Origin of the sequence: Caulobacter flavus (genome assembly GCF_003722335.1) — a bacterium.
Taxonomy (GTDB): domain Bacteria; phylum Pseudomonadota; class Alphaproteobacteria; order Caulobacterales; family Caulobacteraceae; genus Caulobacter; species Caulobacter flavus.
On record NZ_CP026100.1, the window covers coordinates 759,626 to 781,836 of the forward strand.

Annotated in this window: 23 protein-coding genes and 1 pseudogene; 14 read left to right on the plus strand and 10 right to left on the minus strand. The window is 68.6% G+C overall.

Annotated features, from left to right (window positions below):
- Window positions 1-10: 10 nt before the first annotated feature.
- Window positions 11-1,306 carry an MFS transporter gene (locus tag C1707_RS03655; protein ID WP_101712753.1) on the minus strand — a complete coding sequence of 432 codons (1,296 nt, stop codon included), beginning with the start codon at window positions 1,304-1,306 and terminating at the stop codon, window positions 11-13.
- A gap of 125 nt (window positions 1,307-1,431) precedes the next feature.
- Window positions 1,432-3,840 carry a TonB-dependent siderophore receptor gene (locus tag C1707_RS03660; protein ID WP_101712754.1) on the minus strand — a complete coding sequence of 803 codons (2,409 nt, stop codon included), beginning with the start codon at window positions 3,838-3,840 and terminating at the stop codon, window positions 1,432-1,434.
- A 354-nt stretch (window positions 3,841-4,194) separates the two neighbouring features.
- On the opposite strand from C1707_RS03660, the gene C1707_RS03665 reads away from it, so the two are divergent.
- From C1707_RS03665 to C1707_RS03685, 5 genes are all read left to right on the plus strand, one after another.
- Window positions 4,195-5,763 (plus strand): hypothetical protein, encoded by a 1,569-nt coding sequence (locus C1707_RS03665; RefSeq protein WP_101712755.1) that lies wholly within the window; start codon window positions 4,195-4,197, stop codon window positions 5,761-5,763.
- A gap of 164 nt (window positions 5,764-5,927) precedes the next feature.
- Window positions 5,928-6,413, plus strand: coding sequence for a hypothetical protein (locus C1707_RS03670; RefSeq protein ID WP_240633859.1), 486 nt, complete (start codon window positions 5,928-5,930; stop codon window positions 6,411-6,413).
- 10 nt (window positions 6,414-6,423) lie between these two features.
- Window positions 6,424-6,999, plus strand: a complete 576-nt coding sequence (locus C1707_RS03675; protein ID WP_101712757.1) for a PspA/IM30 family protein — start codon at window positions 6,424-6,426, stop codon at window positions 6,997-6,999.
- A gap of 4 nt (window positions 7,000-7,003) precedes the next feature.
- Window positions 7,004-7,612 (plus strand): YqiJ family protein, encoded by a 609-nt coding sequence (locus C1707_RS03680; RefSeq protein ID WP_101712758.1) that lies wholly within the window; start codon window positions 7,004-7,006, stop codon window positions 7,610-7,612.
- A gap of 65 nt (window positions 7,613-7,677) precedes the next feature.
- Window positions 7,678-9,531, plus strand: coding sequence for a flotillin family protein (locus C1707_RS03685; RefSeq protein WP_101712759.1), 1,854 nt, complete (start codon window positions 7,678-7,680; stop codon window positions 9,529-9,531).
- 130 nt (window positions 9,532-9,661) lie between these two features.
- Here C1707_RS03685 and C1707_RS03690 read toward each other — a convergent pair whose 3' ends face one another.
- The gene (locus C1707_RS03690; protein WP_058347756.1) at window positions 9,662-9,862 is read right to left on the minus strand and encodes a KTSC domain-containing protein; all 201 of its coding nucleotides are present in this window, start codon (window positions 9,860-9,862) and stop codon (window positions 9,662-9,664) included.
- Between the two features lie 184 nt (window positions 9,863-10,046).
- Here C1707_RS03690 and C1707_RS03695 point away from each other — a divergent pair, with 184 nt between their 5' ends.
- The gene (locus tag C1707_RS03695; RefSeq protein WP_101712760.1) at window positions 10,047-10,451 is read left to right on the plus strand and encodes an MAPEG family protein; all 405 of its coding nucleotides are present in this window, start codon (window positions 10,047-10,049) and stop codon (window positions 10,449-10,451) included.
- A 61-nt stretch (window positions 10,452-10,512) separates the two neighbouring features.
- Here the strand turns inward: C1707_RS03695 and C1707_RS27110 are convergent.
- A pseudogene (locus tag C1707_RS27110) lies at window positions 10,513-10,602 on the minus strand (hypothetical protein); the annotation flags it as partial.
- A 74-nt stretch (window positions 10,603-10,676) separates the two neighbouring features.
- Between C1707_RS27110 and C1707_RS03700 the strand changes: the two are divergent.
- Window positions 10,677-11,318 carry a LysE family translocator gene (locus C1707_RS03700; RefSeq protein WP_101712761.1) on the plus strand — a complete coding sequence of 214 codons (642 nt, stop codon included), beginning with the start codon at window positions 10,677-10,679 and terminating at the stop codon, window positions 11,316-11,318.
- A gap of 113 nt (window positions 11,319-11,431) precedes the next feature.
- On the plus strand, window positions 11,432-12,028 hold the full coding sequence (locus C1707_RS03705; protein WP_101712762.1) for a CC0125/CC1285 family lipoprotein: 597 nt from the start codon (window positions 11,432-11,434) through the stop codon (window positions 12,026-12,028).
- 90 nt (window positions 12,029-12,118) lie between these two features.
- On the opposite strand, the gene C1707_RS03710 is transcribed toward C1707_RS03705, so the two are convergent.
- Entirely contained in the window at window positions 12,119-13,225 is a 1,107-nt protein-coding gene (locus C1707_RS03710) for a CobW family GTP-binding protein (RefSeq protein WP_101712763.1), read from the minus strand.
- A gap of 118 nt (window positions 13,226-13,343) precedes the next feature.
- On the minus strand, window positions 13,344-13,973 hold the full coding sequence (locus C1707_RS03715; RefSeq protein WP_101712764.1) for a hypothetical protein: 630 nt from the start codon (window positions 13,971-13,973) through the stop codon (window positions 13,344-13,346).
- A 214-nt stretch (window positions 13,974-14,187) separates the two neighbouring features.
- Between C1707_RS03715 and rplU the strand changes: the two genes are divergently transcribed.
- From rplU to C1707_RS03735, 4 genes are all read left to right on the plus strand, one after another.
- Window positions 14,188-14,697: a 50S ribosomal protein L21 gene (rplU, locus tag C1707_RS03720; RefSeq protein ID WP_101712765.1), complete on the plus strand. Its 510-nt coding sequence runs from the start codon at window positions 14,188-14,190 to the stop codon at window positions 14,695-14,697.
- Window positions 14,698-14,774: 77 nt separating this feature from the next.
- Window positions 14,775-15,044, plus strand: coding sequence for a 50S ribosomal protein L27 (rpmA, locus tag C1707_RS03725; protein ID WP_058347748.1), 270 nt, complete (start codon window positions 14,775-14,777; stop codon window positions 15,042-15,044).
- Window positions 15,045-15,269: 225 nt separating this feature from the next.
- Window positions 15,270-15,803 (plus strand): GNAT family N-acetyltransferase, encoded by a 534-nt coding sequence (locus C1707_RS03730; protein ID WP_101712766.1) that lies wholly within the window; start codon window positions 15,270-15,272, stop codon window positions 15,801-15,803.
- A 110-nt stretch (window positions 15,804-15,913) separates the two neighbouring features.
- Window positions 15,914-16,921, plus strand: coding sequence for a glycoside hydrolase family protein (locus C1707_RS03735; RefSeq protein WP_205686823.1), 1,008 nt, complete (start codon window positions 15,914-15,916; stop codon window positions 16,919-16,921).
- A 148-nt stretch (window positions 16,922-17,069) separates the two neighbouring features.
- Here C1707_RS03735 and C1707_RS03740 read toward each other — a convergent pair whose 3' ends face one another.
- Window positions 17,070-18,029, minus strand: coding sequence for a hypothetical protein (locus C1707_RS03740; RefSeq protein ID WP_101712767.1), 960 nt, complete (start codon window positions 18,027-18,029; stop codon window positions 17,070-17,072).
- 215 nt (window positions 18,030-18,244) lie between these two features.
- On the opposite strand from C1707_RS03740, the gene obgE reads away from it, so the two are divergent.
- A complete protein-coding gene (gene obgE, locus C1707_RS03745) occupies window positions 18,245-19,309 on the plus strand; it encodes a GTPase ObgE (protein WP_101712768.1) in 1,065 nt (354 codons plus the stop codon).
- On the plus strand, window positions 19,306-20,439 hold the full coding sequence (gene proB / locus C1707_RS03750; RefSeq protein WP_101712769.1) for a glutamate 5-kinase: 1,134 nt from the start codon (window positions 19,306-19,308) through the stop codon (window positions 20,437-20,439). Before obgE ends, proB begins: the two co-directional genes overlap by 4 nt.
- Before the next feature lie 139 nt (window positions 20,440-20,578).
- Here proB and C1707_RS03755 read toward each other — a convergent pair whose 3' ends face one another.
- From C1707_RS03755 to C1707_RS03765, 3 genes are read right to left on the minus strand one after another with little or no spacing between them, the layout of a single operon-like run.
- Complete coding sequence (locus tag C1707_RS03755) at window positions 20,579-21,502, minus strand: alpha/beta fold hydrolase (RefSeq protein ID WP_101712770.1); 924 nt, start codon at window positions 21,500-21,502, stop codon at window positions 20,579-20,581.
- Between the two features lie 29 nt (window positions 21,503-21,531).
- On the minus strand, window positions 21,532-21,732 hold the full coding sequence (locus tag C1707_RS03760; RefSeq protein WP_101712771.1) for a helix-turn-helix transcriptional regulator: 201 nt from the start codon (window positions 21,730-21,732) through the stop codon (window positions 21,532-21,534).
- Window positions 21,729-22,133 carry a hypothetical protein gene (locus C1707_RS03765; protein WP_101712772.1) on the minus strand — a complete coding sequence of 135 codons (405 nt, stop codon included), beginning with the start codon at window positions 22,131-22,133 and terminating at the stop codon, window positions 21,729-21,731. The genes C1707_RS03760 and C1707_RS03765 overlap by 4 nt, the downstream gene beginning before the upstream one ends.
- Window positions 22,134-22,211 lie beyond the last annotated feature (78 nt).

Sequence of the window (22,211 nt, forward strand, 5' to 3'; positions counted from 1 at the left end):
GCGGACATCCTTACGCGGCGTCTTGCAGGAGGGTGGGGACGGGTTCGCCGACGGGTTCGGCCTCGGAGGCCTTGCGCGGCGGGCGCATGAACAGGGCGGCGACGAAGATCAGGCCGATCACCGCGGCGAAGAGCTGGAAGGTCGGCGCGAAGCCGCCCAGCTGGTCGCGCATCAGGCCGCCGATCACCGGCCCCAGGGCCGAGACGGCGCCGACCAGGCAGACCATCGAGAAGAGCTCGAGGTTGTTCTTCCGGCCGTAATAGTTGAGCAGCAGGATGCTGACGGCCAGCACGGTCATGCCAAAGCCGATCCCCACCCCGACGGCGAACACCATCATCACCGGCCAGGTGGTGGCATGGGTCAGGGCCAGCAGGCCGACGGCCATGACGCCCTGCGCCCCCGCGAGCAGCCATCGCGGGTCGATGCGGTCGCCCACCAGGCCGCCGCCGGCCCGGGCCGCCACCTGCATCAGCGACTCCAGGCTGATGGCGGCGATGGCCACGGTGGCCGGCACGCCCAGCTCGCCGAAGTGGCTGGGCGCCAGGCTGACGGCGGTGACCCCGCCCAGCAGGTGGGCGAAATAGGCGGCCAGGATCACCCAGAACTGCGGGGTGCGAACGGCTTCCTTCACCGTCCAGTCGACGGCGGTGCGATAGACCTTGGCGGCGGCAGGGGCGCTTTCGATCTCCTGCGCCACGGCCTTGTCGGTCTCGGCGGCGGCGGCGGCCAGCCAGGCCTTGCTGCCCACCAGAGCGGTGCAGACCAGGCCCACGACCAGCGAAGCGGCCGCCTGCATCCACCAGTAGGGCCGCCAGGCGCCGCCGGCGATCTCCATGCCCGACAGCGCCATCCACGGCCCGACCACCCCGCCCAGCGAGCCGATGGTGAAGTAGATCCCGAACGGCAGGGCCCGCTTCTTGAACAGCATGCCCAGCACGTGGGTGCCGGGGATCAGGGCCATCATCTGGTAGCCGACGCCCAACAGCGCCGTGCCGACCAGATAGACCGTCAGGCCCGGCGTCGCGGCCAGGCACGAGAAGCCCGCCACCATCACCGCCGAGCCGGCGACGATGGTAAACCGCACCCCCAGCCTGCGGATCAGCAGGGCCGGCAGCCACGACGAGCCGCCGCAGAAGGCGCCCAGCAGGGTGAAGCCCAGGAAGGCCGGGCCAAAGCCCCATCCCTGCTCCCTGATCATCGCCGGCAGCACCACCCCCAGCGACGAGAAGGTCGAGGCGGTGATCAGGAACAGCAGCAGGGCGAAGACCGACAGGATCAGCCAGGGACGCCAGGGAGAGGTCGGCATGGCGAAGCTCTTCTATGCTTGGTCGCGTGACGAGCGCCGAACCCGCGAACACTTTCGGCCGTCACGCTCCCGGTGAGGGGCGAAGAAGCGACGCGCCCGTTGCAGCGAGCGCGCCGCGTGGGGAACTAGAACTTCCGGGCCAGGGTCACGCGCCACTCGCGGCCCTTGGACGGCAGGGCCGCCAGGTTGGCGTAGGTGTCGCCAACCGGCGTGAAGTAGAGCCTGTCGAAGAGGTTATCGACGTTGAGCGTGGCGGTGTACGGCCCGTACTCGTAGGCGACCGAGCCGCTGGCCACCGCGTAGTCCGGATAGACCACCGCGCCGGGAACCGTGCCCGAGGTCTTGGTCACGCGGGTGACGCCCAGCGTCGCGGCGACCTTGCCCCAGGCATAGGCGTCGGAGGTGTAGGCGCCGTAGAGGCTGAGCACCGACTTGGGGATCAGGGTGTAGTCGTAGTCGCCCGGCCGGATGCTGGCGAAGCTCCACACCACGTACGAACCGCCGAAGCCATTGGCGCCCGTCACGCCCACGGTGTGCACCGGCACGTACTGGAACGAGGTGTCGGGACCCTTCACGGTCGTGTGCTGGGTGTTGCCCGAGAAGGTGAAGCTGAAGTGCTCGCTGGCCAGCCAGCGGACCTCAAGCTCGACGCCCTTGGCGCGGGTGCCGGTCGGGGTCTGGGTGATGCCGGTCAGCTGGGTTCGGTTCTGACGGTAGCCGGCCAGCGAGCCGACCAGCGTGCCCTGCAGCCACTGGAACTTGACCCCGGCCTCGGCCAGGTCGCCGCCCGACAGCCAGGCGTCGCCGGCGTCGGCCACCAGGCCAGGAGCGATGTCGCCGGCCTGGCTCATCTCCAGCGCCGAAGCCTTGGCGTAGGTGATGTAGGGCATCAGGCCCAGCGGCGCCTTGTAGGTGGCGCTGGCCGTATAGGTTCCCTTGCCCTTCGAGGCCTTCTGCTCGCCGGCCACGGTGTAGGAAAGAAAGCCGGTGTCGTGCGAGGTGACGTCGTAGTCGTCGTAGCGGCCGCCCAGCATCAGGTTCAGCTTGTCGCCGACCATGATGTCGGTGGTGAAGAACAGGCCGGCCTGCGTCCATTCCGAGCGGTTGTCGTTCTCCCACTCGACGCCGTCGCCGGGGTTGAAGGGGCTGCCGATCATGTCGGTGGCGGTTGCGCCGAAGGCGATGTCGCGGCGATCCAGCGCGATCAGGCCGCTGTTGTAGCTCTCGCGCCGGCGGCCGTCGAAGCTGCGGTAGGAGGCGCCGACGAACGACTTGGCCTTCACCAGCCCGTCGAAGACCTCATTGGCGAAGTTCCAGGTCAGGCGGGCTTCCCAGACGTCGCTGTCGAACCAGGCCGGGTAGCCGTAGGAGACGAAGCGCTTGTTCTCCAACGCGTCGTAGAACAATTGGAGCTTCAGCGCGCTGTCGGGCGACAGCTCCTTGGCGACGTCGAAATAGAGGGTGTTGGTCTCGGTTTTCGAGAAGTCGGCCGAGGCGATGTAGACCGTGCGCGGCGACAGCTTGGTCGTGCCCACGCCCGTGTCGAGCGTGTGCTTGGCGTCGCTGTCGGGGAAGCCGTAATAGGCCAGGTACATGGCGCTGGCGTACGGATAGAAGCCGATCTCGCCGGGCGTCAGGCGGCCGTTGCCGTCGGCGTCGACCAGGCTTGTGTCGCGGCCCGTGACGTAGGTCCCGTTGTCGATCAGGTCCTGGGTCAGGCGGTTCCAGCCCGGCGTCTGCACGTCGCCCTTGGAGCGGTACAGCATGCCGCCGACGGCGGTGCTCCAGCCATTGCCCAGGTCGAAGTCGGACGAGACCTGCAGGGTCTGGCGGCGCGGATAGACGCCACGATAGTAGCTATGGCTGTCCTCGACCTCGCCGTAGACGTGGACGCCGCCGACGACCTCGCCGAGGTTCACCGGCAGGCCGACCTGGGCCGTGGCGTTCTTGCGGTTGTAGCTGCCGTAGGTGGCCGTGACCTCGCCAGCGGCTTCCGACAGGTAGCCGCCCTCGCCTTTCCCGGATTTCGGGATGAAGTTCAGCATACCGCCGACCTTGCCCGAGCCGTAGATCGGGGTCGGCGGACCGCGCACGATCTGGATCTGGTCGGCCGCGCCGATCGGGGTGGCGTAGGTGCCCCGGTTCTCGATGCGCTTGAAGCCGCGGAAGTAGTTCTCGGCCAGGGTGCCGCGAATGTTGAGCGCCCCGGGCACGCCGTAGAAGCTGGCGGTGTAGGTCCCCGGCGACACGGCGGTGAGGCCGTCGATCGTCTCGATGCCGTAGCGCTGCAGCGTCAGGTCGGAGACGAAGCTGGCCGAGCGCGGCGTCTCGATCAGCGGCTTGTCCAGGCCGAAGACGGTGTTGTTGGGCTCTTTCTCGATCAGGCCAGCCTTGTCGCGGGCGCGGACCACGATCTCGTCGACGGCGTCCGGCGCGGCGGCAGACGGATCCGGGTCGGCCGCGTGGGCGGCGCCGGCCAGGGCGAGCAGAACGGCGGCGGAACAGCCCGCGAGCAGCATTCCTTGGTTCGACATGACGGTCCTCGTTCGAAGCCGTCGCACTCCCGCCCTCGGCGGTTATCCCCAGAGCGACGCCTCTTGCGTAAAACCATCGCCCCGCCCAGTTCCCGGCGTCCGGGACGGCATCTGTAATTTCACTCAAAATGTTCGAGACGCCCAGGATTTGCCCCGCCGTGCGCGGCTTTCGCCCACCGTGGGACCAAGGAACTTGATCCAGGGCGAACGAGACCGCGACTCAAGCGCCGTGCGGCCCGGATGCCGCGTCGGGATCGAAAGACGAGCGCACAACGTCCGATAGTGTCGCAGTCCGCCGCCACCTTGGCTTCGAACCCGCCGGGCAGTCCGGCGACTAGAACAAAAGAAGAACAAGTGAGCCTCAAGCCCCTCATCGGCGCCTATACCGACAGCGCCGGCGCCTGGAACATCATGGCCAACGGCGCCAACAACGACTCCCCCGGCATCACGGCCGCCTTCGGCGGTCCCGAGATCGGCTGGATCGCCCAGCAGGGCGGCCAGTATCTGATCGAATGGGACGCGGTCATGCCCGTGGGCAGGACCCTGCTCGTCGAACCGGGCTGCACCTTCCGCATCCGGAACGGCGCGACCCTCTATCTCCTCGGTGAGGTGGACCTGCCGCAGGAACGCCAGGTCTTCATCCTGGAGGGCTCCGGCAAGGTGGTCGGCCTGCGCAGCCTGACGCCCGAAATGCTGGGCGCCCAGGCCGGCAACGCCAACGACGCCTATTTCATCCAGCAGGCCCACAACTGCCTGGAAGCCAGCGGGGCGGCCCTGGGCGGTCCGATGGAACTGCGGCTCCTGAGCCGCGAGTACAAGCTGCACGCGCCTGTCTTCCTGCGCCCGACCCAGACCTTCTCGCTGACGTTGCGCGGGGCCGGGGTGATGAACGACGGCACCCGGCTGATCGCCTCGTCCGACACGGCCCATCCCTGGAGCGGCCAGGCGGGCCAGGCGATGGTCAACCTCACGGCCACGGCCCTGCCCAACGCGGCGGGAGCCTATATCGAGGCCAGGATCGAGAGCCTCGGCATGGTCTGGAACGCTGGCGCCTGCGCCACCGCCCTGCGCCTGTCGGGCGGCGATCCCATCAAGCCCAACGTGCTGCAGGACGTCTTCATCCAGGATTTCGAGATCGGTCTGCACCTTGCCAAGGCGCGGATGTGGAGCATCGAGCGCTTCGGGATCTGGGCCGAGCACAGGCAGAACGCCATCGGCTGCCTGATCGACGGCGGCGGCGGCGACTGCACCTTCCACGACGGCCAGATCAGCATGCAGCTGGCGGCCGGCTCGCGAGCCCTGCGCATCGCCGCGAGCACGGGAGAATGGGTCGCCGGCCTGCGCTTCAACGGCGTGGTCTTCTACCACCCCGACCGGGGCGTCGAGATCCAGACCACCGGCTCGGGCAAGGTCGGCGATGTCTGGTTCAACCCCGGCTGCCAGTTCGACGGCGACAACACCGTCGCCGGCAGCGGCGCCCCCCGCATGGTCGCGCTCCAGGCCGACGGCGGCGCGATCGACAACGTCAACTTCAACGGCGTCTACTTCAGCGGCTTCGCCGCCCAGCAGCCGGCGATGGAAATCGCCGCCACCGGCACGGGCGCGATCAACGACATCAGCATCGTCGCCAGCTGGTTCGTCGGCGTCCGGGGGCCGGTGATCAACGCCTTCAACGCCAATGGCCTGATCGTCGCCAACAATCGCTTCCGGGAGGTGAGCACGACGAACATGCTTCAGTTCTCGCTGGCCAAGCGGATCGTGGTGTGCGGCAACACGCTGTTCCAGGCGAACGCCACGCTGACCAACAGCATCCAGATCGAAGCGACCTGCGACGACTTCGTCATCGCCGACAACGTCTTCAAGAAGCCGATCGCCAACCTGGCCGGAACCTCGGCCAGCCGCGTCGTCGCCAACAACGTCTGACTATCGCTCGCCGACGGCCTCGCGCCGTCGGCGACCCTCGAACCTTTCGGCGAGCAGATGACGAAGATGTAATCTACGGCTGAAAGGCGCAGCTGTTTACAAACGTATTACAACGCCCCACATTGCCACTCATGGTCGCGCTGAATACGCCCTTGAGTGTCAGGTTGTCCGAGGAGGACGCCCTTTTCCTCGCCGGTCTCGAGCTGGAGGGGGCGATCACGGCCAGCGACAAGGTGCGCGGCCTGATCCGCCAGGCCCGCCGCCGCGCCGAGACGCCCGCCGGCTGGGACGCCGCCCTGGCGGCCGCCCACGACATCGCCGCCCCGGCCCTGAAGGCCCTGCGTGCGGCCGAGCTGGCGTCCGACCGCCACTCCACCGTCGCCCTGGCCCTGACCACCGCCGTCGAGGAAATGCTGGCCGTGCTGCTGGCCGCTCCGGCCGAACTGGCCGGCGCCGATCCCCAGGCCCTGGCCCGCCACGAGGCCCGGCTGGTCGACTGCGCCGCGCGCCTGACCGAGCAGATGCTGCGCTGGGGCGTCACGCCCAGCGCCCCCGCCTACGATCCGACGATCGTCTCCCGCCGCGTCGCCGCCCTGGGCGAGCTGACCCGCCTGATCACCGCCGCGGCCGACAGGCCGTCGGCCGCCTGACGAGGACCCGATGGCAGATTCCCTGCGCGCCCGTGTGGGACGCATCGTCAGCGGCGGGGCCCACGCCCTGATCGACGCCCTGGAAGAGGTGATGCCCGACGCCCTGGGCCAGCAGGCCCTGCGTGAGGTCGACCAGGCCGTCGACGAGGTGCGCGCCGAGCTTGGCCGCGCCATCGCCGCCCGCCACCTGGCCGCCAAGCGCCTGACCGAGCAGTCCAGCCGCCACGACGACCTCTCGGCCCAGATCGATCTCGCCCTGTCGCAGGACCGCGAGGACCTGATCCGCGCGGCGCTGGAGCACCAGCTGGACATCGAGGCCCAGATCCCGGTTCTGGAGACCGCCGTCGCCGACGCCGCCCAGCGCCAGGGCGAGCTGGAAGGCTACCTGGCCGCCCTGCAGGCCACCCGCCGCGAGATGGCCGAGGACCTGACCGACCTGTCGGCCGCCCGCGCCAAGGCCCCGCAGCCGCCCGCCGACGCCGACCTGGCGCGCGGGGCCAAGCTGTCGGAACTGGAACGCCTGGCCCGCGGCCACCGGGTGGAGGAGCGCCTGGCCGCCCTCCGCGCCGGCCGGTCCGGAGGCTGAGCCGATGTGGGGTTTCCTCTCGGCCGACGGCAACACGATCTTCCTGGCCGCCCTGCTGCTGATGCTGCTGATCGGCGCGGTCGAGGCTGCGGGCCTCGGCGCGGGCCTGGGTCACGACGGGCTGGACGGTCACGACCTGGACCATCCCTCGCTGCTGGGCTGGCTGAACGTCGGCCGCCTGCCGCTGCTGATGGTGATCGTGGTCTTCCTGTTCGCCTTCGGGGTGACGGGCCTCGTCCTGCAGCAACTGATCGCCGGCGTGTTCCGACACCCGGCCCCGGCCTGGATCGCCGGGCCGCTGGCCGCCGCCGTCGCCCTGCCCTTCACCCGCGTGCTGGGCGGCCTGCTGGCCCGCATCCTGCCCGGCGACGAGACCACCGCCGTCTCGCGCGAGACCCTGGTCGGCCGCGTGGCCGTGGTGGTCACCGGCGCGGCCAGGGTCGGCTCGCCGGCCCAGGCCCGGGTGCGCGACGCCCACGGCCAGACCCACTACGTGATGGTCGAGCCCGACGACGAGGGCGAGGTCTTCGAGCAGGGGACCAGCGTCATCATCGTGCGCAACGCCGGCGCCCGGTTCCTGGCCATCCGCAACGAGAGCGAGGCGCTGCTGTGACGCCCGCCTTCGCCTTTCTTCTCTTCTCTCTTTTCCGCTTTTCCAAACTTCGGGGGTAAATCCGCATGCCTGCCCTGCTCGAGATCGCCGCCATCGCCGGCGGAAGCCTCGTTGGCCTTCTCATCCTCGGCCTGATCCTGGCCCGTCTCTACAAGCGCGCCTCCAAGGAGACCTCCTTCGTCCGCACCGGCTTCGGCGGCGAGAAGGTGGTCATGAACGGCGGCGCGCTGATCCTGCCGGTGTTCCACGAGACCATTCCGGTCAACATGAACACCCTGCGCCTGGCCGTCTCGCGCAACAACGAGCAGGCCCTGATCACCAAGGACCGCATGCGCGTCGACGTGCTGGCCGAGTTCTATGTTCGCGTTCAGCCCAGCTCCGAGGCCATCGCCAGCGCCGCCCAGACCCTGGGCCAGCGCACCATGCATCCCGAGCAGCTGAAGGAACTGGTCGAGGGCAAGTTCGTCGACGCCCTGCGCTCGGTGGCCGCCGAGCTGACCATGACCGAGCTGCACGAGCAGCGCACCCACTTCGTCCAGAAGGTGCAGCAGGTGTCTTCGGAAGACCTGCTGAAGAACGGCCTGGAGCTGGAGACCGTGTCGCTGACCGGCCTCGACCAGACCGCCATGGAGTACTTCAACCCGTCGAACGCCTTCGACGCCGAGGGCCTGACGCGGCTGACCGAGGAGATCGAGCTGCGCAAGAAGCTGCGCAACGACATCGAGCAGGACACCCAGGTGCAGATTCGCACCAAGAACCTGGAGGCCCAGCGCCAGACCCTGCAGATCACCCGCGACGAGGAATACGCCAAGCTCGAGCAGGAGCGTGAACTGGCCACCCGCCGCGCCGAGCAGTCGGCCGAGGTCGCCCGCCAGCAGGCCGAGAAGACGCAGGAGGCCGAACAGGCCAAGATCGCCAGCGAGCAGCAGATCGAGCAGGCCAAGATCACCGCCGACCGCGCGGTGGCCCAGCAGCGCATCGCCATGGAGCAGGAACTGGGCGAGCGCGAGATCGCCAAGGAACGCGCCGTCGAGACCCAGACCATCGAGAAGGCCAAGGCCATCGAGCTGTCGGAGCAGGATCGCGCCATCGCCGTGGCCGAGAAGTCGCGCGCCCAGTCCGAGGCCCAGGCCGACGCCGACAAGGCCCTGGCCCACGCCGTCGCCGCCGAGGAACAGGTCAAGACCGTCCGCGAACGCGAAGCCGCCGACCGCCAGAAGATCATCGAGCTGATCGAGGCCACCAAGGAGGCCGAGCGCGAGGCCATCGCCGTCAAGGTGGCCGCCGAGGCCGAGAAGACCGCCGCCGCCGACCGGGCCGAGGCGCTTCGCGAGGAAGCCAAGGGCGCGGCCGACAAGACGCGCATCGAGGCCGAGGCCTCGGCCGAAGCCGTCCGCATGGCCGCCGAGGCCGACCGCGTGCGCTACAATGTCGACGCCTCGGGCCAGGAAGCCCTCAACAAGGCCGCCAACCTGCTGTCGGCCGACCAGGTGGCCATGGCCATCCGCATCAAGCTGATCGAGAACCTCGACCGCATCATCGCCGAGTCCGTCAAGCCGCTGGAATCGATCGACTCGATCCGCATCGTCCAGGTCGACGGCCTGAACGGCGCGACGGGCGGCGCCCCGGCCAACGACGCGGGCGGCAATGGCGGCGGCGGCAACCTGGCCGACCAGGTGGTCAGCGGCGCCCTGCGCTACCGCGCTCAAGCCCCGCTGCTCGACCAGCTGATGGCCGAGGTGGGCCTCAACGGCGGCGCGCTCTCGGGCCTGACCGCGCCCCTGGCCGACGTCGCGCCGTCCGTGACCGTGGTGGACGAGGCGCCCGCCCAGCGCCGCGCCAAGAAGGCCAAGCCGGCCGCGATCGCCGCGCCGGTGGCGGTCGAAGCCGACGACGAGAATGAGGACGAGGAGGCGTAAGCGCCTCGCCTGCTGAATGCTGGAAGCCATCGCCTGGAGACCGGCGATGGCTTTCTTCCTGCCCCCTTTGCGCCGTCATCCCCGATAGCGGCTCCGCCGTTTCCGGGATGACGAACGAGGGAGGAGCGCCTCAGATCCGGTTGTACGGATAGCGGTCCCGGATCATCCGCTGGAAGAACCGCCCCTTGGAGCGGGACCGCGTGAAGGCCGCCGTCACGCGCTCGGGCACGCCGACATAGACGTACTCGTCGCCGTCGATGAAGGTGACGATCAGCTTGCCGTGTTCGGGTTCGTAGTCGATCGCCCGGATGGCGGTGGAGTCGACGAGCATTCGCGAGACCTTTCTTCGGAAAGGGTTCGGACGAGGGTCTACGAAGCTTAGAAGCGCATGGGCCGGGCGGGCGGTTCCGACCATCGGCGTCACGGCTTTGAGCTTGGCGCGTGAATAAGCTTAAGCTCGCCGGACGCGGCCGTCCTTGCGCCGCATCAAAGGTTCGGGGAGGACCACCAAGCCCATGCAAACCCACGCCCTGGTCGCCATCGTCACCTTGGTCGCCCTGCTCTGCTACGTCTGGATGACGCTGCGGGTGGGCGGCGCCCGCCGGCGCACCAAGATCGACGCCCCGGCCATGACCGGCCACCCGGACCTGGAGCGCGCCATCCGCGTGCAAGCCAACACCCTGGAATGGCTGGTGATCTTCCTGCCGTCGCTGTGGCTGTTCGCGATCTACTGGAACGACCTTTTCGCCGCCGCCGTCGGCGCGGTGTGGATCGTCGGGCGGATCGTCTACGCCCTCGGCTACAGCGCCGACGCCAAGAAGCGCTTCGCCGGCTTCGGCATCCAGGCCCTGGCGACTTTCGTCCTGCTGCTGGGCGCGCTTGGCCGCGCGGTCTGGGTGGCGGCGACGGTGGGGCTGTAGAGAGGACCTTCAAGGCAGCCGCCGACCAGAAAGGCTCGTCGTCCCGGAAAGCCCGCAGGGCTTATCCGGGACCCAGGGGACCGGGCTCCACGACTAGGCTCGCCCTTGGTGTTGGCCGATACGATGCGGCGGCCCCTGGGTCCCGGCTCTCCCGCCCGCCTTCGCGGGCGTACGGCCGGGATGACGAGCTTTGTCTTGGCAGGAAGAAGGCCTATAGCCCCGCCCATGGTCCTGCTCGTCGATCCCGCCCGCTACAGCGCCTTCCTGGCGGCCATGTTCGTGATGGCCATCACGCCGGGACCGGCCAACCTGTTCGCCATCGCCACCGGCATGGAGAAGGGCAAGGGCGCGGCGTTGCTGGGCGTGGTGGGGATGAACACCGCGAGCCTCGTGTGGTTCGTGTTCGCGGCGCTGGGCCTGGGCGCGCTGATCGCCGCCTTCCCGGCCGCCTTCCACGTTCTGGCCCTGGCAGGGGCGGCCTACCTGGTCTGGCTGGGCGTCAAGTCGATCCGCGGCGCGCTGAAGCCCGCGAACGCCGAGGGCCAGGCCCTGGCCGGGGTGAAGATGTCGTCCACCCGCTCGGCCTTCCGCGACGGCTTCGCCGTGCAGATCGCCAACCCCAAGATCCTGCTGTTCTTCGGCGCGGTGCTGCCGCCGTTCATCGACGTGCAGCGCCCGCTGGTCCCGCAGCTGGTGATGTTCGCCGCCGCCACCATCGGCATGGACCTGATCAGCATGAGCGCCTACGGCCTGGGCGGCGCGGCCCTGGCCTCGCGGATGAACGAGCCCGGCTTCCGCAAGGGTTTCGGGATCGTGGTCGGAATCCTGCTGATCACCGCCGCCGGCCTGATCGTGGCCCGGGGCTAGAGTCGGCCAGCAATCTCTTTTACATCGCGGCAACGTGTTCGCCTTGGCGAAACCGTAAAGCTCCGCCATCCATTGTGGTACGGGAGTAACGAGTCGTCGCAAAGGAGCGCGCCATGTCCCATAAGAAGGCCAAATGGCTCGCGATCGCGGCGGTCGCCGCCGCGCTCAGCGCCTGCGCCACCGCCACGCCGTACCAGCCGGCCATCCCCGGCCAGAAGGCCTCGGGCGGCTTCACCGAAATGCGCCTCGAGGGCGACCGCTACCGGGTCGGCTTCGCGGGCAACAGCCTGACCAGCCGCGAGACCGTCGAGCGCTATCTGCTGTACCGCGCCGCCGAGGTGACGGTCGAGCAGGGCTACGACTGGTTTGAGACCGCCGACCGCCGCACCGACCGCACGGCCCGCACGGTAATCGACGAGGATCCGTTCATGCGGCCGGGCTTCGGCTACGGCTATCCATACGGCTACTGGCGTCCGTCCTGGCGCTACTACGGCCCCCGCTACGGCGGCTGGCGCGCCTGGGACCCGTTCTGGGGCGACCCCTTCTTCGCCAACCGCGCCGAGGTGCGGACGATCGAGAAGTTCGAGGCCAGCACCGAGATCGTCCTGCACAAGGGCGCCAAGCCCTCGGGCGATCCGCGCGCCTACGACGCCCGCGAGATCATCAAGAACCTCGAACCGACCATCCAGAGGCCGGCTCCGGGTCAGTAGAAACGACAAAGGCCCTCTCCAGCGGAGAGGGCCTTTTCTCTTGATCCTCCCCAACAGGGGGAGGTTCCTCCTCGGTCGCTCCGCGCCAGCCTAAGCCGCGCAGGCCTCGAAGCCCTTCTTCAGCTCGGCCTCGTCGAGGTCGCGGCCGATGAAGACCATGCGGCTGTAGCGGTTGTCCTTGTCGGTCCACGGGCGCTGGAAGTCGCCTTCCAGGATCATGTGCACGGCCTGGAACACCAGGCGGCGCTCCTCGCCCTTCACGTCGATGATGCCCTTGGCGCGCAGGATGTCGACACCCTTGGCGGCCAGCAGCTCGTTGAGCCAGGCGGTGATCTTCTGGCCGTCGACCGGACGGTCGAGGGTCAGCGAGATCCCCTTCACCCCGTCGTCGTGGATATCGCTCTTGTGGTCGTGGCCATGGTGGTGATGGCCGTGATCATGACCGCAGTGCTCGTCGTGCACGTGGTCATGGTCGTGATGATGGTGGTCGTGGCCGCAGTGCTCGTCGTGGACGTGGCCCGGCTCGCCGTGGGCCGGGTTGAGGAAGTCCGGCTCCAGCTCGGTGATCCGCTCCAGGTCGAAGCTGTGCTTGCCGATGATCGCGGTCAGCGGGACGTCCGAGCGCTGGGCGCGGTGGATCGGGGCCAGTGGGTTGATCTTGCGGATCCGGGCCTCGACGTGGCGCAAGTCGTCCTCGCCCACGAGGTCGGTCTTGTTGAGCACGATCTGGTCGGCGAAGGCGATCTGCTCGACGGCTTCCTTGCTGTCGGAGAGGCGCAGCATGATGTGCTTGGCGTCCACCAGGGCGGTCACCGAGTCCAGATAGGTGCGGGCCTTGACGTCCTCGTCGACGAAGAAGGTCTGGGCCACCGGACCCGGATCGGCCAGGCCCGTGGTCTCGACGACGATGGCGTCGAAGCCGCCCTTGCGCTTCATCAGACCCGAGAGCACCCGGATCAGGTCGCCGCGCACCGTGCAGCAGACGCAGCCGTTGTTCATCTCGAACACTTCCTCGTCGGCGCCGACCACCAGGTCGTTGTCGATGCCGACCTCGCCGAACTCGTTGACGATCACGGCGTAGCGCTTGCCGTGCTCCTCGGTCAGGATGCGGTTGAGCAGCGTGGTCTTGCCGGCGCCGAGATAGCCGGTCAGCACGGTGACGGGGATCTTGCCGGGAGCGGGAGCGGTCTGGGTCATGGCGGGTATTTAGGGCCGCGAGCGACGAAGCGAAAGCGGGGGATGAAACGACCGCCCCCACCTCCCGTCATTCCCGCCACAAGGGCGGGAATGACGGGAGTTTAGAAAGACGCCCGCCTTACGTCTTCAGGAAGGCCACCGCCAGGCCGACCAGCACCAGGGCGGCTCCCAGGATGGTTTCCTCGTAGCGCTCCAGCCAGTCGAGGTTCAGGCGGCGCACGCCGGCCAGGGAAAGGCCAGTGAACAGCAGCATGCCCGCCGCCGTCGCCGTCAGCAGCACCAGGCTGAGCAGCAGGAACGCGCCCCAGCCGTGCTTCATCCCGGCCAGGTAATAAGGAAGGAAGGCCTCGCACGGCGACAGGGTCAGCAGCACCACCAGGGCGGTGATCGCCGCCCGGTCGGAGGCGTAGGTCCGCCGGCCGGCCTCGGGCATGGCGTGGCTGTGGCGCCCCCGCACGATATAGAAGAGGCCGACCGCCACCATCAGCCCGCCGACGATCCAGTGGAACAGGTGGCCAAGGCGCGGCTCCAGCGCCAGGCCCGCCACCACCAGCACGAGGCCCAGCAGGATGGTCAGGGCCACGTGCCCCAGGCCCGCCAGCAGGGTCACGCCCAAGGTGCGTCCCGCCGACCATTTCTGCGCGCGGCCGACCAGCACGAACGGCAGCCAATGGGTTGGCAGGGCCGCGTGCAGGAAGGCCACCATGAAGCCGGTGGCCGCGATCGAGGCGAAGAAGGCGGACGTCACGCTCGCGCTATAGCCTGTTACAAAATAACGAGCCAGGGGAGTCGTGAGCGCTCCGGCCACAGGCCGCACATTGAATCCCGTCAAGGCCCAGAGAGGGCTCCTTGGCCGTTGACTCACAGCCTTTCGACGCTATAAGTGCGCCCCTCTCGCCCGCCGGGTTTCCTAGCGGGCGTTCCGTATTTTGCGAACAGCACGTTATTTAAGGCGCTAACCTATGTACGCGGTCATCAAAACCGGCGGCAAGCAGTACCGGGTCCAAGCCGGCGACCTGCTGGTCGTCGAGAAGCTCGACGGTCAACCTGGCGCGGAAGTCGCCTTTGGCGAAGTTCTGCTGCTGGGCGAAGGCGAGGCCGTGACGGTCGGCGCCCCCACCGTTGACGGCGCCGTCGTCAACGCCACCCTGATCGAAACCCGCAAGGGCGAGAAGGTGAAGATCTTCAAGAAGATCCGCCGTCAGGGCTACCGCCGCACCCGCGGTCACCGCCAGACCGAAACGGTCCTGCGCGTGACGTCGGTCGCCGGCGCCGGCAAGGAAAGCAAGTGGGACGGCACGATCGACCTGACCCCGAAGGTCATCCTCGACGCCCGCGCCCGCGGTCTCGGCGACGCCGCCGTGCCCTTCACCATCCCGGAAGCTCCGGCCGCCAAGGCTGAAGCCGCCGCTCCGAAGAAGAAGGCCGCGCCGAAGAAGGCCGCCGCCCCCGCTCCGGAAGCTGAAGCTTAAGATCCGCCAGGATCTTTTTGGATTGATCTGACCCAGGTCCGCGCGTCGGAAACCGGGTCAAAGATTAGGAGAGCATCATGGCTCACAAGAAATCTGGCGGCTCGTCGAGCAACGGTCGCGACTCGGAATCGAAGCGCCTTGGCGTAAAGAAGTTCGGCGGCGAGAAGGTTCTCGCCGGCAACATCCTCGTCCGTCAGCGCGGCACCAAGTTCTACCCGGGCGCCAACGTCGGCATCGGCAAGGATCACACCCTCTTCGCCCTCGTCGAAGGCGCCGTGGGCTTCGTGACCAAGAAGCACAACCGTACCTACGTGACCGTGGCCCCGGTGGCCCAGGCCGCCGAATAGTACGATCAGAAGTCTCTCTTCGGATCGTGCTTCCTAAACGAAGACGATCCGGACGCGACGAATACGAAGCGGGGAGTCCGGACGCCGGACTCCCCGCTTTTGTTCGTCCATGCTCCAGAAAAAGCCTCATCCAGGCAATTGGAGCGTCACGGTCCCGCACTATCTGAGGCGCGTCGGAGTATTCGGCGCCTCGCGTGAAGAAGGGCCGGGAAAGGGAGACGCGCCATGTGCGTGATCGAAAGAAGCCCTGTCATCGAGACGCGGCGGCTCGCCCTGCGGGCGCCGGAGATGTCCGACGCGCCGCGCATCGCCAGCCTGGGCGCCGACTACGCCATCTCCAAGATGACCACCCGCATGCCCTGGCCCTACGGCCAGGCCGACGCGGAAGAGTTCGTGGCCCGCGTCCACGCGCAGGACTGGAGCCGCAACGCCACCTTCGTCATCGACCTGGAAGACGCCGGCGTCGTCGGCGTGCTGGGCTTCTTCCCCAACGAAGAGGACCGGCTCGAGGTCGGCTACTGGGTCGGCCGGCCGTACTGGGGCCGGGGCCTGGCCACCGAGGCCCTGCAGGGCGCGCTGTCCTGGGCCGCGCACGACTGGCGCCGCAAGCTGGTCGTCGCCGGCCACTTCGCCGACAACCCCGCCTCCGGCCAGGTGCTGGTCAAGGCTGGCTTCCTCTACACCGGCGTGATCGCCGACAAGGACTCGGTCTCGCGCGGGGCGTCCGTGCCGACGCGGATGATGGTCTGGCTGGCCTGAGGCGACCCGCTTCCCAGTTCCCGTCATTCCCGCCTTGTGGCGGGAATGACGGGAGGTAGAGATGAAGAAACACATTATGTAAGATGCGCCTCCATAATATGGGAGGCATCATGCATCGTCGCGTTCTGTCCGGACTGGCCCTGACCCTGGCGCTGCTGACGCCCGCCGCCGCGCTCGCCGAGGCCAAGAAGCCCCTCTACCGCGACCCGATTTTCGACGGCGCGGCCGACGTCGCCATCGCCTGGGACAAGTCCGACAAGCTGTGGCGGATGTTTTACACCAACCGCCGCGCGACGCTGAAGCTGGAAGACCCCAAGGACGTCGCCTGGCTGCACGCCACCGCCATCGGCGTGGCTACCTCCAGGGACGGCCTGGCCTGGACCTATGCCGGCACGGCGAACATTCCGGCCGCATGCACCGGCGAGACCCTGTGGGCCCCGGAGATCTTCACCGAGAACGGCGTCCACCACATGTTCCTGACCGTGGTGCCGGGCGTCTTCCATCGCTGGAACCTGCCCGAAGCGGGCGCGAAGATCGTCCACCTGACCTCGACCGACCTGAAGGCCTGGTCCTGCGCCGACACCCTGAACCTGGGTTCCGACCGGGTGATCGACGCCGGCGTCATCAAGGCGCCGCAAGGCGGCTACCGCATGTGGTTCAAGGACGAGCGCAAGGACAGCCGGATCTTCTTCGCCGACAGCCCCGACCTGAAGACCTGGACCCGCCAGCCCGACTTCGTCGCCGACTTCGCCGGCGAGGGCCCCAAGGTGTTCTTCTTCGAAGGCGCCTGGTGGATGATCGCCGACGCCTGGAAGGGCCTGGCGGTGCTGCGCAGCAAGGACGCCGTGACCTGGGAGCGCCAGCCGGGCTTCATCCTCGACAAGCCGGGCAGCCAGGCCACCGACCGCGACCTGGGCCACCACCCCGACGTGGTGATCAACGACGGCCGCGCGCTGCTCTACTATTTCGTCGGCCAGGGCAAGGAAGACGAGGCCAAGACCGACCCAGTCTGGAACCAGCGCACGGTGATCCAGCTGGGCGAGCTGAAGGTCGTGGACGGCTGGCTGGCGGTGGACCGCGAGGCGGTCGTGAAGACGGGGCTGAAGGCGCCCAAATAAAAGACCCTCCCCCTCTGGGGGAGGCGGCCGAAGGCCGGTGTGGGGAAGTTTTCAGCTGCCGGTGAAGAGGCCGGCTTCGCAGACGCTCCCCCCCGCCGATCGCTTCGCGATCACCTCCCCACGGGGGAGGTTCCCTTTGGGTGGGATCTTACGCCGCCCGGTGCGTGTGGATCACCTTCTGCGGCCCCTCGCGGAAGCGCTTTTCGGCCGTGACGATGCGCTCGCACAGGGCGTCCAGGTCCGACAGCAGCGAGTAGGTCGCGTAGATGGGGATCTCCATCATCGCCACCTGCGCGCGGGGCATGAACTCGCAGTACTTCTTCCAGGCGATGTGGTTGTCGCGGGCGGTCAGCGCGCGCTGGCCCAGCGGGTTCCACAGGTTCAGGTCGACCAGCTCGTCACGGCATTCCTTCATCACCGGCAGGGCGATGTAGAGGAACAGGAAGGTCGGGGTGGCCGCACGGCTGAACTGCGGCTGCACCTGCATGTGCCAGATGCGGAAGGCCTCGAAGAAGTTGGCCTTGCGGGCCGGGTCCGGCGGCAGCCAGTTGGCCTCGGTGTTGATCACCTCGGCGGCGCTGGCCGCGCGCTTGACCAGTTCGTCGGCGCTGCGGCCGCCGGCCATGGTCTTGGACAGGGCCGCGACCGGGATGTTCAGCTTCCTGGCGACGTCGGTGAAGCTGACCTGCTGGCCGCCCATCGGGGTGAACTGGCCGAAATTGGGGGCGTTGGGAGCCTTGGCGCGGCGGATGGCGGCGGCCTCGTGCTCGATCTTCTGGGCCTCGCGCTTCTTCTCGATCTGGACGCGGTCGAACTCGGCCTCGTGCGCGGCCTGCTCGTCGGGCGTCATCCAGCGGGCGCGGCCGGGGCCATAGGTGCGCTCGAGCCGGTTGATCAGAACCAGGACGTGGTTTTCCGAGGGCTTGGGACCGATGTCGCCGAGGAAGGCGCGGAAATCGCGCCATGTGCCGGTCACCCCCGTGCCGCGGCTCATCAGGATGTTGCGATGGATAGACGCCTCGCCCGCATACTTGCGGCAAAGCGTCTGCAGCGTCAGGTCCTTGAGGTCCTGATCCAGTTCATTCCCGATGTTCGCTTCCGTCGACAACGGACGCCTCCCCCCTCCACGAGAAATAGAGAATTTTCGCCCCGGGACCGTTTGTCGCACCCTGTGTTTAACATTTCGTCACGCTGCCGAACAGCGTTCAAGGCAGCGTTTGTTTGTCGCAATATCGACACGGGCGGCGCTTCGTCGCGCGTTCCACAGGTTGCGCCAAGTCCATTTCGCTCGACGCGAAACCCGTGTTGGGACAAAAGACGCCCATGAAATTCCTGGATCAATGCAAGATCTTCATCCGCTCCGGAAACGGCGGCGGCGGGTCGGTGTCTTTCCGACGCGAGAAGTACATCGAGTACGGCGGCCCCGACGGCGGCGACGGCGGTCGCGGCGGCGACATCTGGATCGAGGCCGTCGAGGGCCTCAACACCCTGATCGACTACCGCTACCAGCAGCACTTCAAGGCCGGCACCGGCGTGCACGGCATGGGCCGGCAGCGCCACGGCGCGGCCGGCGACGACATCGTGCTGAAGGTTCCGGTCGGCACCGAGGTGCTGGAAGAAGACAAGGAAACCCTGATCGTCGACCTCGACGAGCCGGGCATGCGCGTGCTTCTGGCCAAGGGCGGCAACGGCGGCTGGGGCAACCTGCACTTCAAGGGCCCGGTCAACCAGGCCCCGATGTGGGCCAATCCCGGCCAGGAGGGCGAGGAGCGCTGGCTGTGGCTGCGCCTGAAGCTGATCGCCGACGTCGGCCTGGTCGGCCTGCCCAACGCCGGCAAGTCGACCTTCCTGGCCGCCGCCAGCGCCGCCAAGCCCAAGATCGCCGACTATCCCTTCACCACCCTGACCCCGAACCTCGGCGTCGTGGACCTGTCGACCAGCGAGCGCTTCGTGATCGCCGACATTCCCGGCCTGATCGAAGGCGCGTCGGAAGGCGCAGGCCTGGGCACCCGGTTCCTGGGCCACGTCGAGCGCTCGGCCACGCTGATCCACCTGGTGGACGCCACCCAGGACGACATCGTCGGCGCCTGGACCACGATCCGGGGCGAGCTCGAGGCCTATGGCGACGAACTGGCCGACAAGTCCGAGATCCTGGCGCTGAACAAGATCGACGCCCTGGACGAGGAGACCCGCCTGGCCAAGCAGGCCGAGCTGGAAGCCGTGGCCGGCGTCAAGCCGATGCTGATCTCCGGCGTGTCGGGCGAAGGCGTGACCGAGCTCCTGCGCGCGGCCTACCGCCAGGTCCGCGTCCGCCGCGGCGACGCGGTGGCCGAGATCGAGGACGACGAGGACCACGTCGAGGAGACGCCGGGGGGCTGGCAGCCGTGAACCTGGGGGTCGGGGGACCTCTGGGCCAGGCCCGGAGGATCGTGTTCAAGGTCGGCTCGGCCCTGCTGGTCGACGCCGCCACGGGCGCGGCCAACAAGCCGTGGCTGGAGGCGTTCTGCGCGGACGCCGCGGCCCTTCGCGCGGCCGGCAAGCAAGTGGTCGTGGTGTCGTCCGGCGCGGGGGCGCTGGGACGCAGGCGCCTGGGGCTTTCGGGCCGCAAGATCACCCTGCCGGAAAAGCAGGCCGCCGCCGCCGCCGGCCAGAGCCTCCTGATGCGGGCCTGGGAGGAAGCGTTCGAGCCGCACGGCGTCGGCGTCGCCCAGATCCTGATGACCCGCGACGACACCGAGACCCGCCGCCGCTGGCTGAACGCCCGCGCCACGGTCGAGACCCTGCTGTCGCTGGGCGTCGTGCCGGTGGTCAACGAGAACGACACGGTGGCCACCGAAGAGATCCGCTACGGCGACAACGACCGCCTGGCCGCTCGCGTCGGCCAGCTGGCCGGCGCCGACCTGCTGGTGCTGCTGTCCGACATCGACGGCCTCTATACCGCCGACCCGCGCCGCGACCCGAAAGCGACCCACATCGCCCGGGTCAGCGAGATCACGCCGGCGATCGCCGCCATGGCCGAGGGCGCCAACGCCGCCGCCGGGGTCGGCACCGGCGGCATGGCCACCAAGATCGCCGCCGCCCGCATCGCCCGGGCCGCCGGCTGCGCCACCCTGATCACCCTGGGCTCGCGCCCCCGACCGCTGGCCGCCATCGAGGACGGCGCGGCCGCCACCCTGATCGAGGCCGCCGCCTCGCCCGCCGCCGCCTATAAGGCCTGGATCGCCGGCTCGCTGGCCCCGCAGGGCTGGGTGACCATCGACGCCGGCGCCGTCGCCGCCCTGAAGACCGGCAAGAGCCTGCTGGCCGCCGGGGTCCGCGCCGTCGAGGGTCCGTTCGAAAAGGGCGACGCCGTCCGCGTTCGCGACGAGACCGGCCGCGAGGTCGCCCGTGGACTGGTCCGCTACGACAGCGCCGACGCCTTGCGGATCGCCGGCCTGCGCAGCGACGCCATCGAGGCCGAGCTGGGCTTCACCGAAGGCCCGATGATCCACACCGACGACCTGGCGGTGAATAGCTGATCCATGCCTGAGCCCTCCCCTCGATGGGGGAGGGTTGGGTGGGGTGGTTGCGGCGGCTGAACTTGGCATGGAAGCCAGTTCAGCAGATCACCCCCATCCCCGGCCCTTCCCCCACCAAGGGGGAAGGGAGCAGTCGTAGCTACTTCAGAAACCCGTCCACCGCCTTGGCGAAGGCCTCCGGCTGATCGGCCATGATGAAGTGGCGGCTGTTCTCCACGCGGACCAGCTTCACACCCGGCAAGGCGTCGTATTCGCGCATCCACAGCGCCCCGACCACGGCCGGCGGCAGCGCGCCTTCGGTGTCGACGGCGTAGAGCGCGGTGACCGGGGTCTTCATCGCCGCCAGGCCCGGACGGGCGTCCAGCGTCATCACCTCGGAGATCGCCTTGGCCACGGCCTTGCGGTCCGAGGCCAGCGACCAGGCGACGATGGTCTCCTGCATGGCCGGGGTGCGCGACAGGCCCTTGGCGGCCGCCGCCTGCTGGGCGGCGAAGGCCTCGGGGCTGGCCGACAGGACGCCCGCCGCCATGCGGTCGGCGAAGGGCCTGGCGCTGGCCGGCGTGGCCGTGGGCCCGAACATGGCGCTGTAGAACGGAAGGCTGTCGACGGTCATCAGCCGGCCGACCAGTTCGGGATGGCGCTGGGCCAGCAGCAGGCCCGACAGCCCGCCCATCGAGTGGCCGATCACCGCCGGCCGCTCTAGGCCCGCCGAGCGGACATAGGCCGCCAGGGCCTCGACCGCCGGGTCGACGAACGGTCCGTCGCCGCCGGTCCAGGCCTGGCCGGCGAAGCCCGACAGCTGCACCAGGTGCACGCGGTGCGTGGCCTTCAGCCTGTCGGCCAGCGGCCGGAACACCCCGCGCGAGGAGGCCAGGCCCGGCACCAGGATCACGTCGGGCCCCTGCCCGACCACCTCGACCGACAGCCGGTCGGCGACATAGGCAGGTTGAGCGGCGGGCTGGGCCCGGGCGATCGACACGGCGATCCCGAGGGCCAGCAGGGCGGCCAGGACGATGACGAGGGCGCGCGCGACCGCGCGGCCGCCGAGGAAGGCGAGCGACATGGGGGTCTCCTAGTGTTTGGGGAACGTCCTCAGCGGACGTGCGGGTTCTCGAAGATCTCTTCGATCGGCCGCTCGAAGATCGCGGCGATGCGGTAGGCGAGATCGAGGGACGGATCGTGCTTCTCGGTCTCCAGGGCGTTGACCGCCTGGCGCGAGACGTTCAGCCGCTGGCCCAGCTGTTCCTGGGTCCAGCCGCGCTCGACGCGCAGCAGCTTCAGGCGGTTCTTCATCGCGTGCTCCGGATGAAGGGCGAGACGACGCCGAACACCGCCCAGAACAGCGGATAGATCAGCCAGCCGGGCATGTGCGGCGCATGGGCGTAGCTCTCGCCGAAGCCCCAGACCGAGAACAGGGCCATGGCCACGCCCGAGGCGACGATGAACTGCCGGGCCACCAGGGCGCGGACGAACTCGTCGGACTCGGCCATCAGGGCCAGGGTCGCCCAGATCTGGCCCACTACCGGGGCCGACACCACCAGCGCCAGCGCCCAGGCCGCCACCGGCGTCCTGATGTCGTCGAAGGCCCCGAAGATCGCGCCCATGTTGACCAGCACGTAGGGGATCATGAACGCCATGGTGCGGATCACGTAGCGCTTCTGCGCCGTGGTCTGGAACTTTCCGAACGCCAGCATGGCTCGCCTCCCGTTGATGTAAGGCAAACCTGACACGAGCATAATGTCATGTCAACCTGACATTATGTCGTGAAATCC

What these genes read in the sequence shown, in the direction of transcription:
- C1707_RS03680 (WP_101712758.1), top strand. Translation starts at nt 7,004, where the DNA reads ATGTGGGGTTTCCTCTCGGCCGACGGCAACACGATCTTCCTGGCCGCC.
- C1707_RS03685 (WP_101712759.1), top strand. Translation starts at nt 7,678, where the DNA reads ATGCCTGCCCTGCTCGAGATCGCCGCCATCGCCGGCGGAAGCCTCGTT.
- rpmA (WP_058347748.1), top strand. Translation starts at nt 14,775, where the DNA reads ATGGCTCACAAGAAATCTGGCGGCTCGTCGAGCAACGGTCGCGACTCG.
- C1707_RS03760 (WP_101712771.1), bottom strand. Translation starts at nt 21,732, where the DNA reads ATGAAGAACCGCCTGAAGCTGCTGCGCGTCGAGCGCGGCTGGACCCAG.
- C1707_RS03765 (WP_101712772.1), bottom strand. Translation starts at nt 22,133, where the DNA reads ATGCTGGCGTTCGGAAAGTTCCAGACCACGGCGCAGAAGCGCTACGTG.
- obgE (WP_101712768.1), top strand. Translation starts at nt 18,245, where the DNA reads ATGAAATTCCTGGATCAATGCAAGATCTTCATCCGCTCCGGAAACGGC.
- C1707_RS03675 (WP_101712757.1), top strand. Translation starts at nt 6,424, where the DNA reads ATGGCAGATTCCCTGCGCGCCCGTGTGGGACGCATCGTCAGCGGCGGG.
- C1707_RS03695 (WP_101712760.1), top strand. Translation starts at nt 10,047, where the DNA reads ATGCAAACCCACGCCCTGGTCGCCATCGTCACCTTGGTCGCCCTGCTC.
- C1707_RS03755 (WP_101712770.1), bottom strand. Translation starts at nt 21,502, where the DNA reads ATGTCGCTCGCCTTCCTCGGCGGCCGCGCGGTCGCGCGCGCCCTCGTC.
- C1707_RS03700 (WP_101712761.1), top strand. Translation starts at nt 10,677, where the DNA reads ATGGTCCTGCTCGTCGATCCCGCCCGCTACAGCGCCTTCCTGGCGGCC.
- rplU (WP_101712765.1), top strand. Translation starts at nt 14,188, where the DNA reads ATGTACGCGGTCATCAAAACCGGCGGCAAGCAGTACCGGGTCCAAGCC.
- C1707_RS03735 (WP_205686823.1), top strand. Translation starts at nt 15,914, where the DNA reads ATGCATCGTCGCGTTCTGTCCGGACTGGCCCTGACCCTGGCGCTGCTG.
- C1707_RS03655 (WP_101712753.1), bottom strand. Translation starts at nt 1,306, where the DNA reads ATGCCGACCTCTCCCTGGCGTCCCTGGCTGATCCTGTCGGTCTTCGCC.
- C1707_RS03660 (WP_101712754.1), bottom strand. Translation starts at nt 3,840, where the DNA reads ATGTCGAACCAAGGAATGCTGCTCGCGGGCTGTTCCGCCGCCGTTCTG.
- C1707_RS03690 (WP_058347756.1), bottom strand. Translation starts at nt 9,862, where the DNA reads ATGCTCGTCGACTCCACCGCCATCCGGGCGATCGACTACGAACCCGAA.
- C1707_RS03705 (WP_101712762.1), top strand. Translation starts at nt 11,432, where the DNA reads ATGTCCCATAAGAAGGCCAAATGGCTCGCGATCGCGGCGGTCGCCGCC.
- C1707_RS03730 (WP_101712766.1), top strand. Translation starts at nt 15,270, where the DNA reads ATGTGCGTGATCGAAAGAAGCCCTGTCATCGAGACGCGGCGGCTCGCC.
- C1707_RS03710 (WP_101712763.1), bottom strand. Translation starts at nt 13,225, where the DNA reads ATGACCCAGACCGCTCCCGCTCCCGGCAAGATCCCCGTCACCGTGCTG.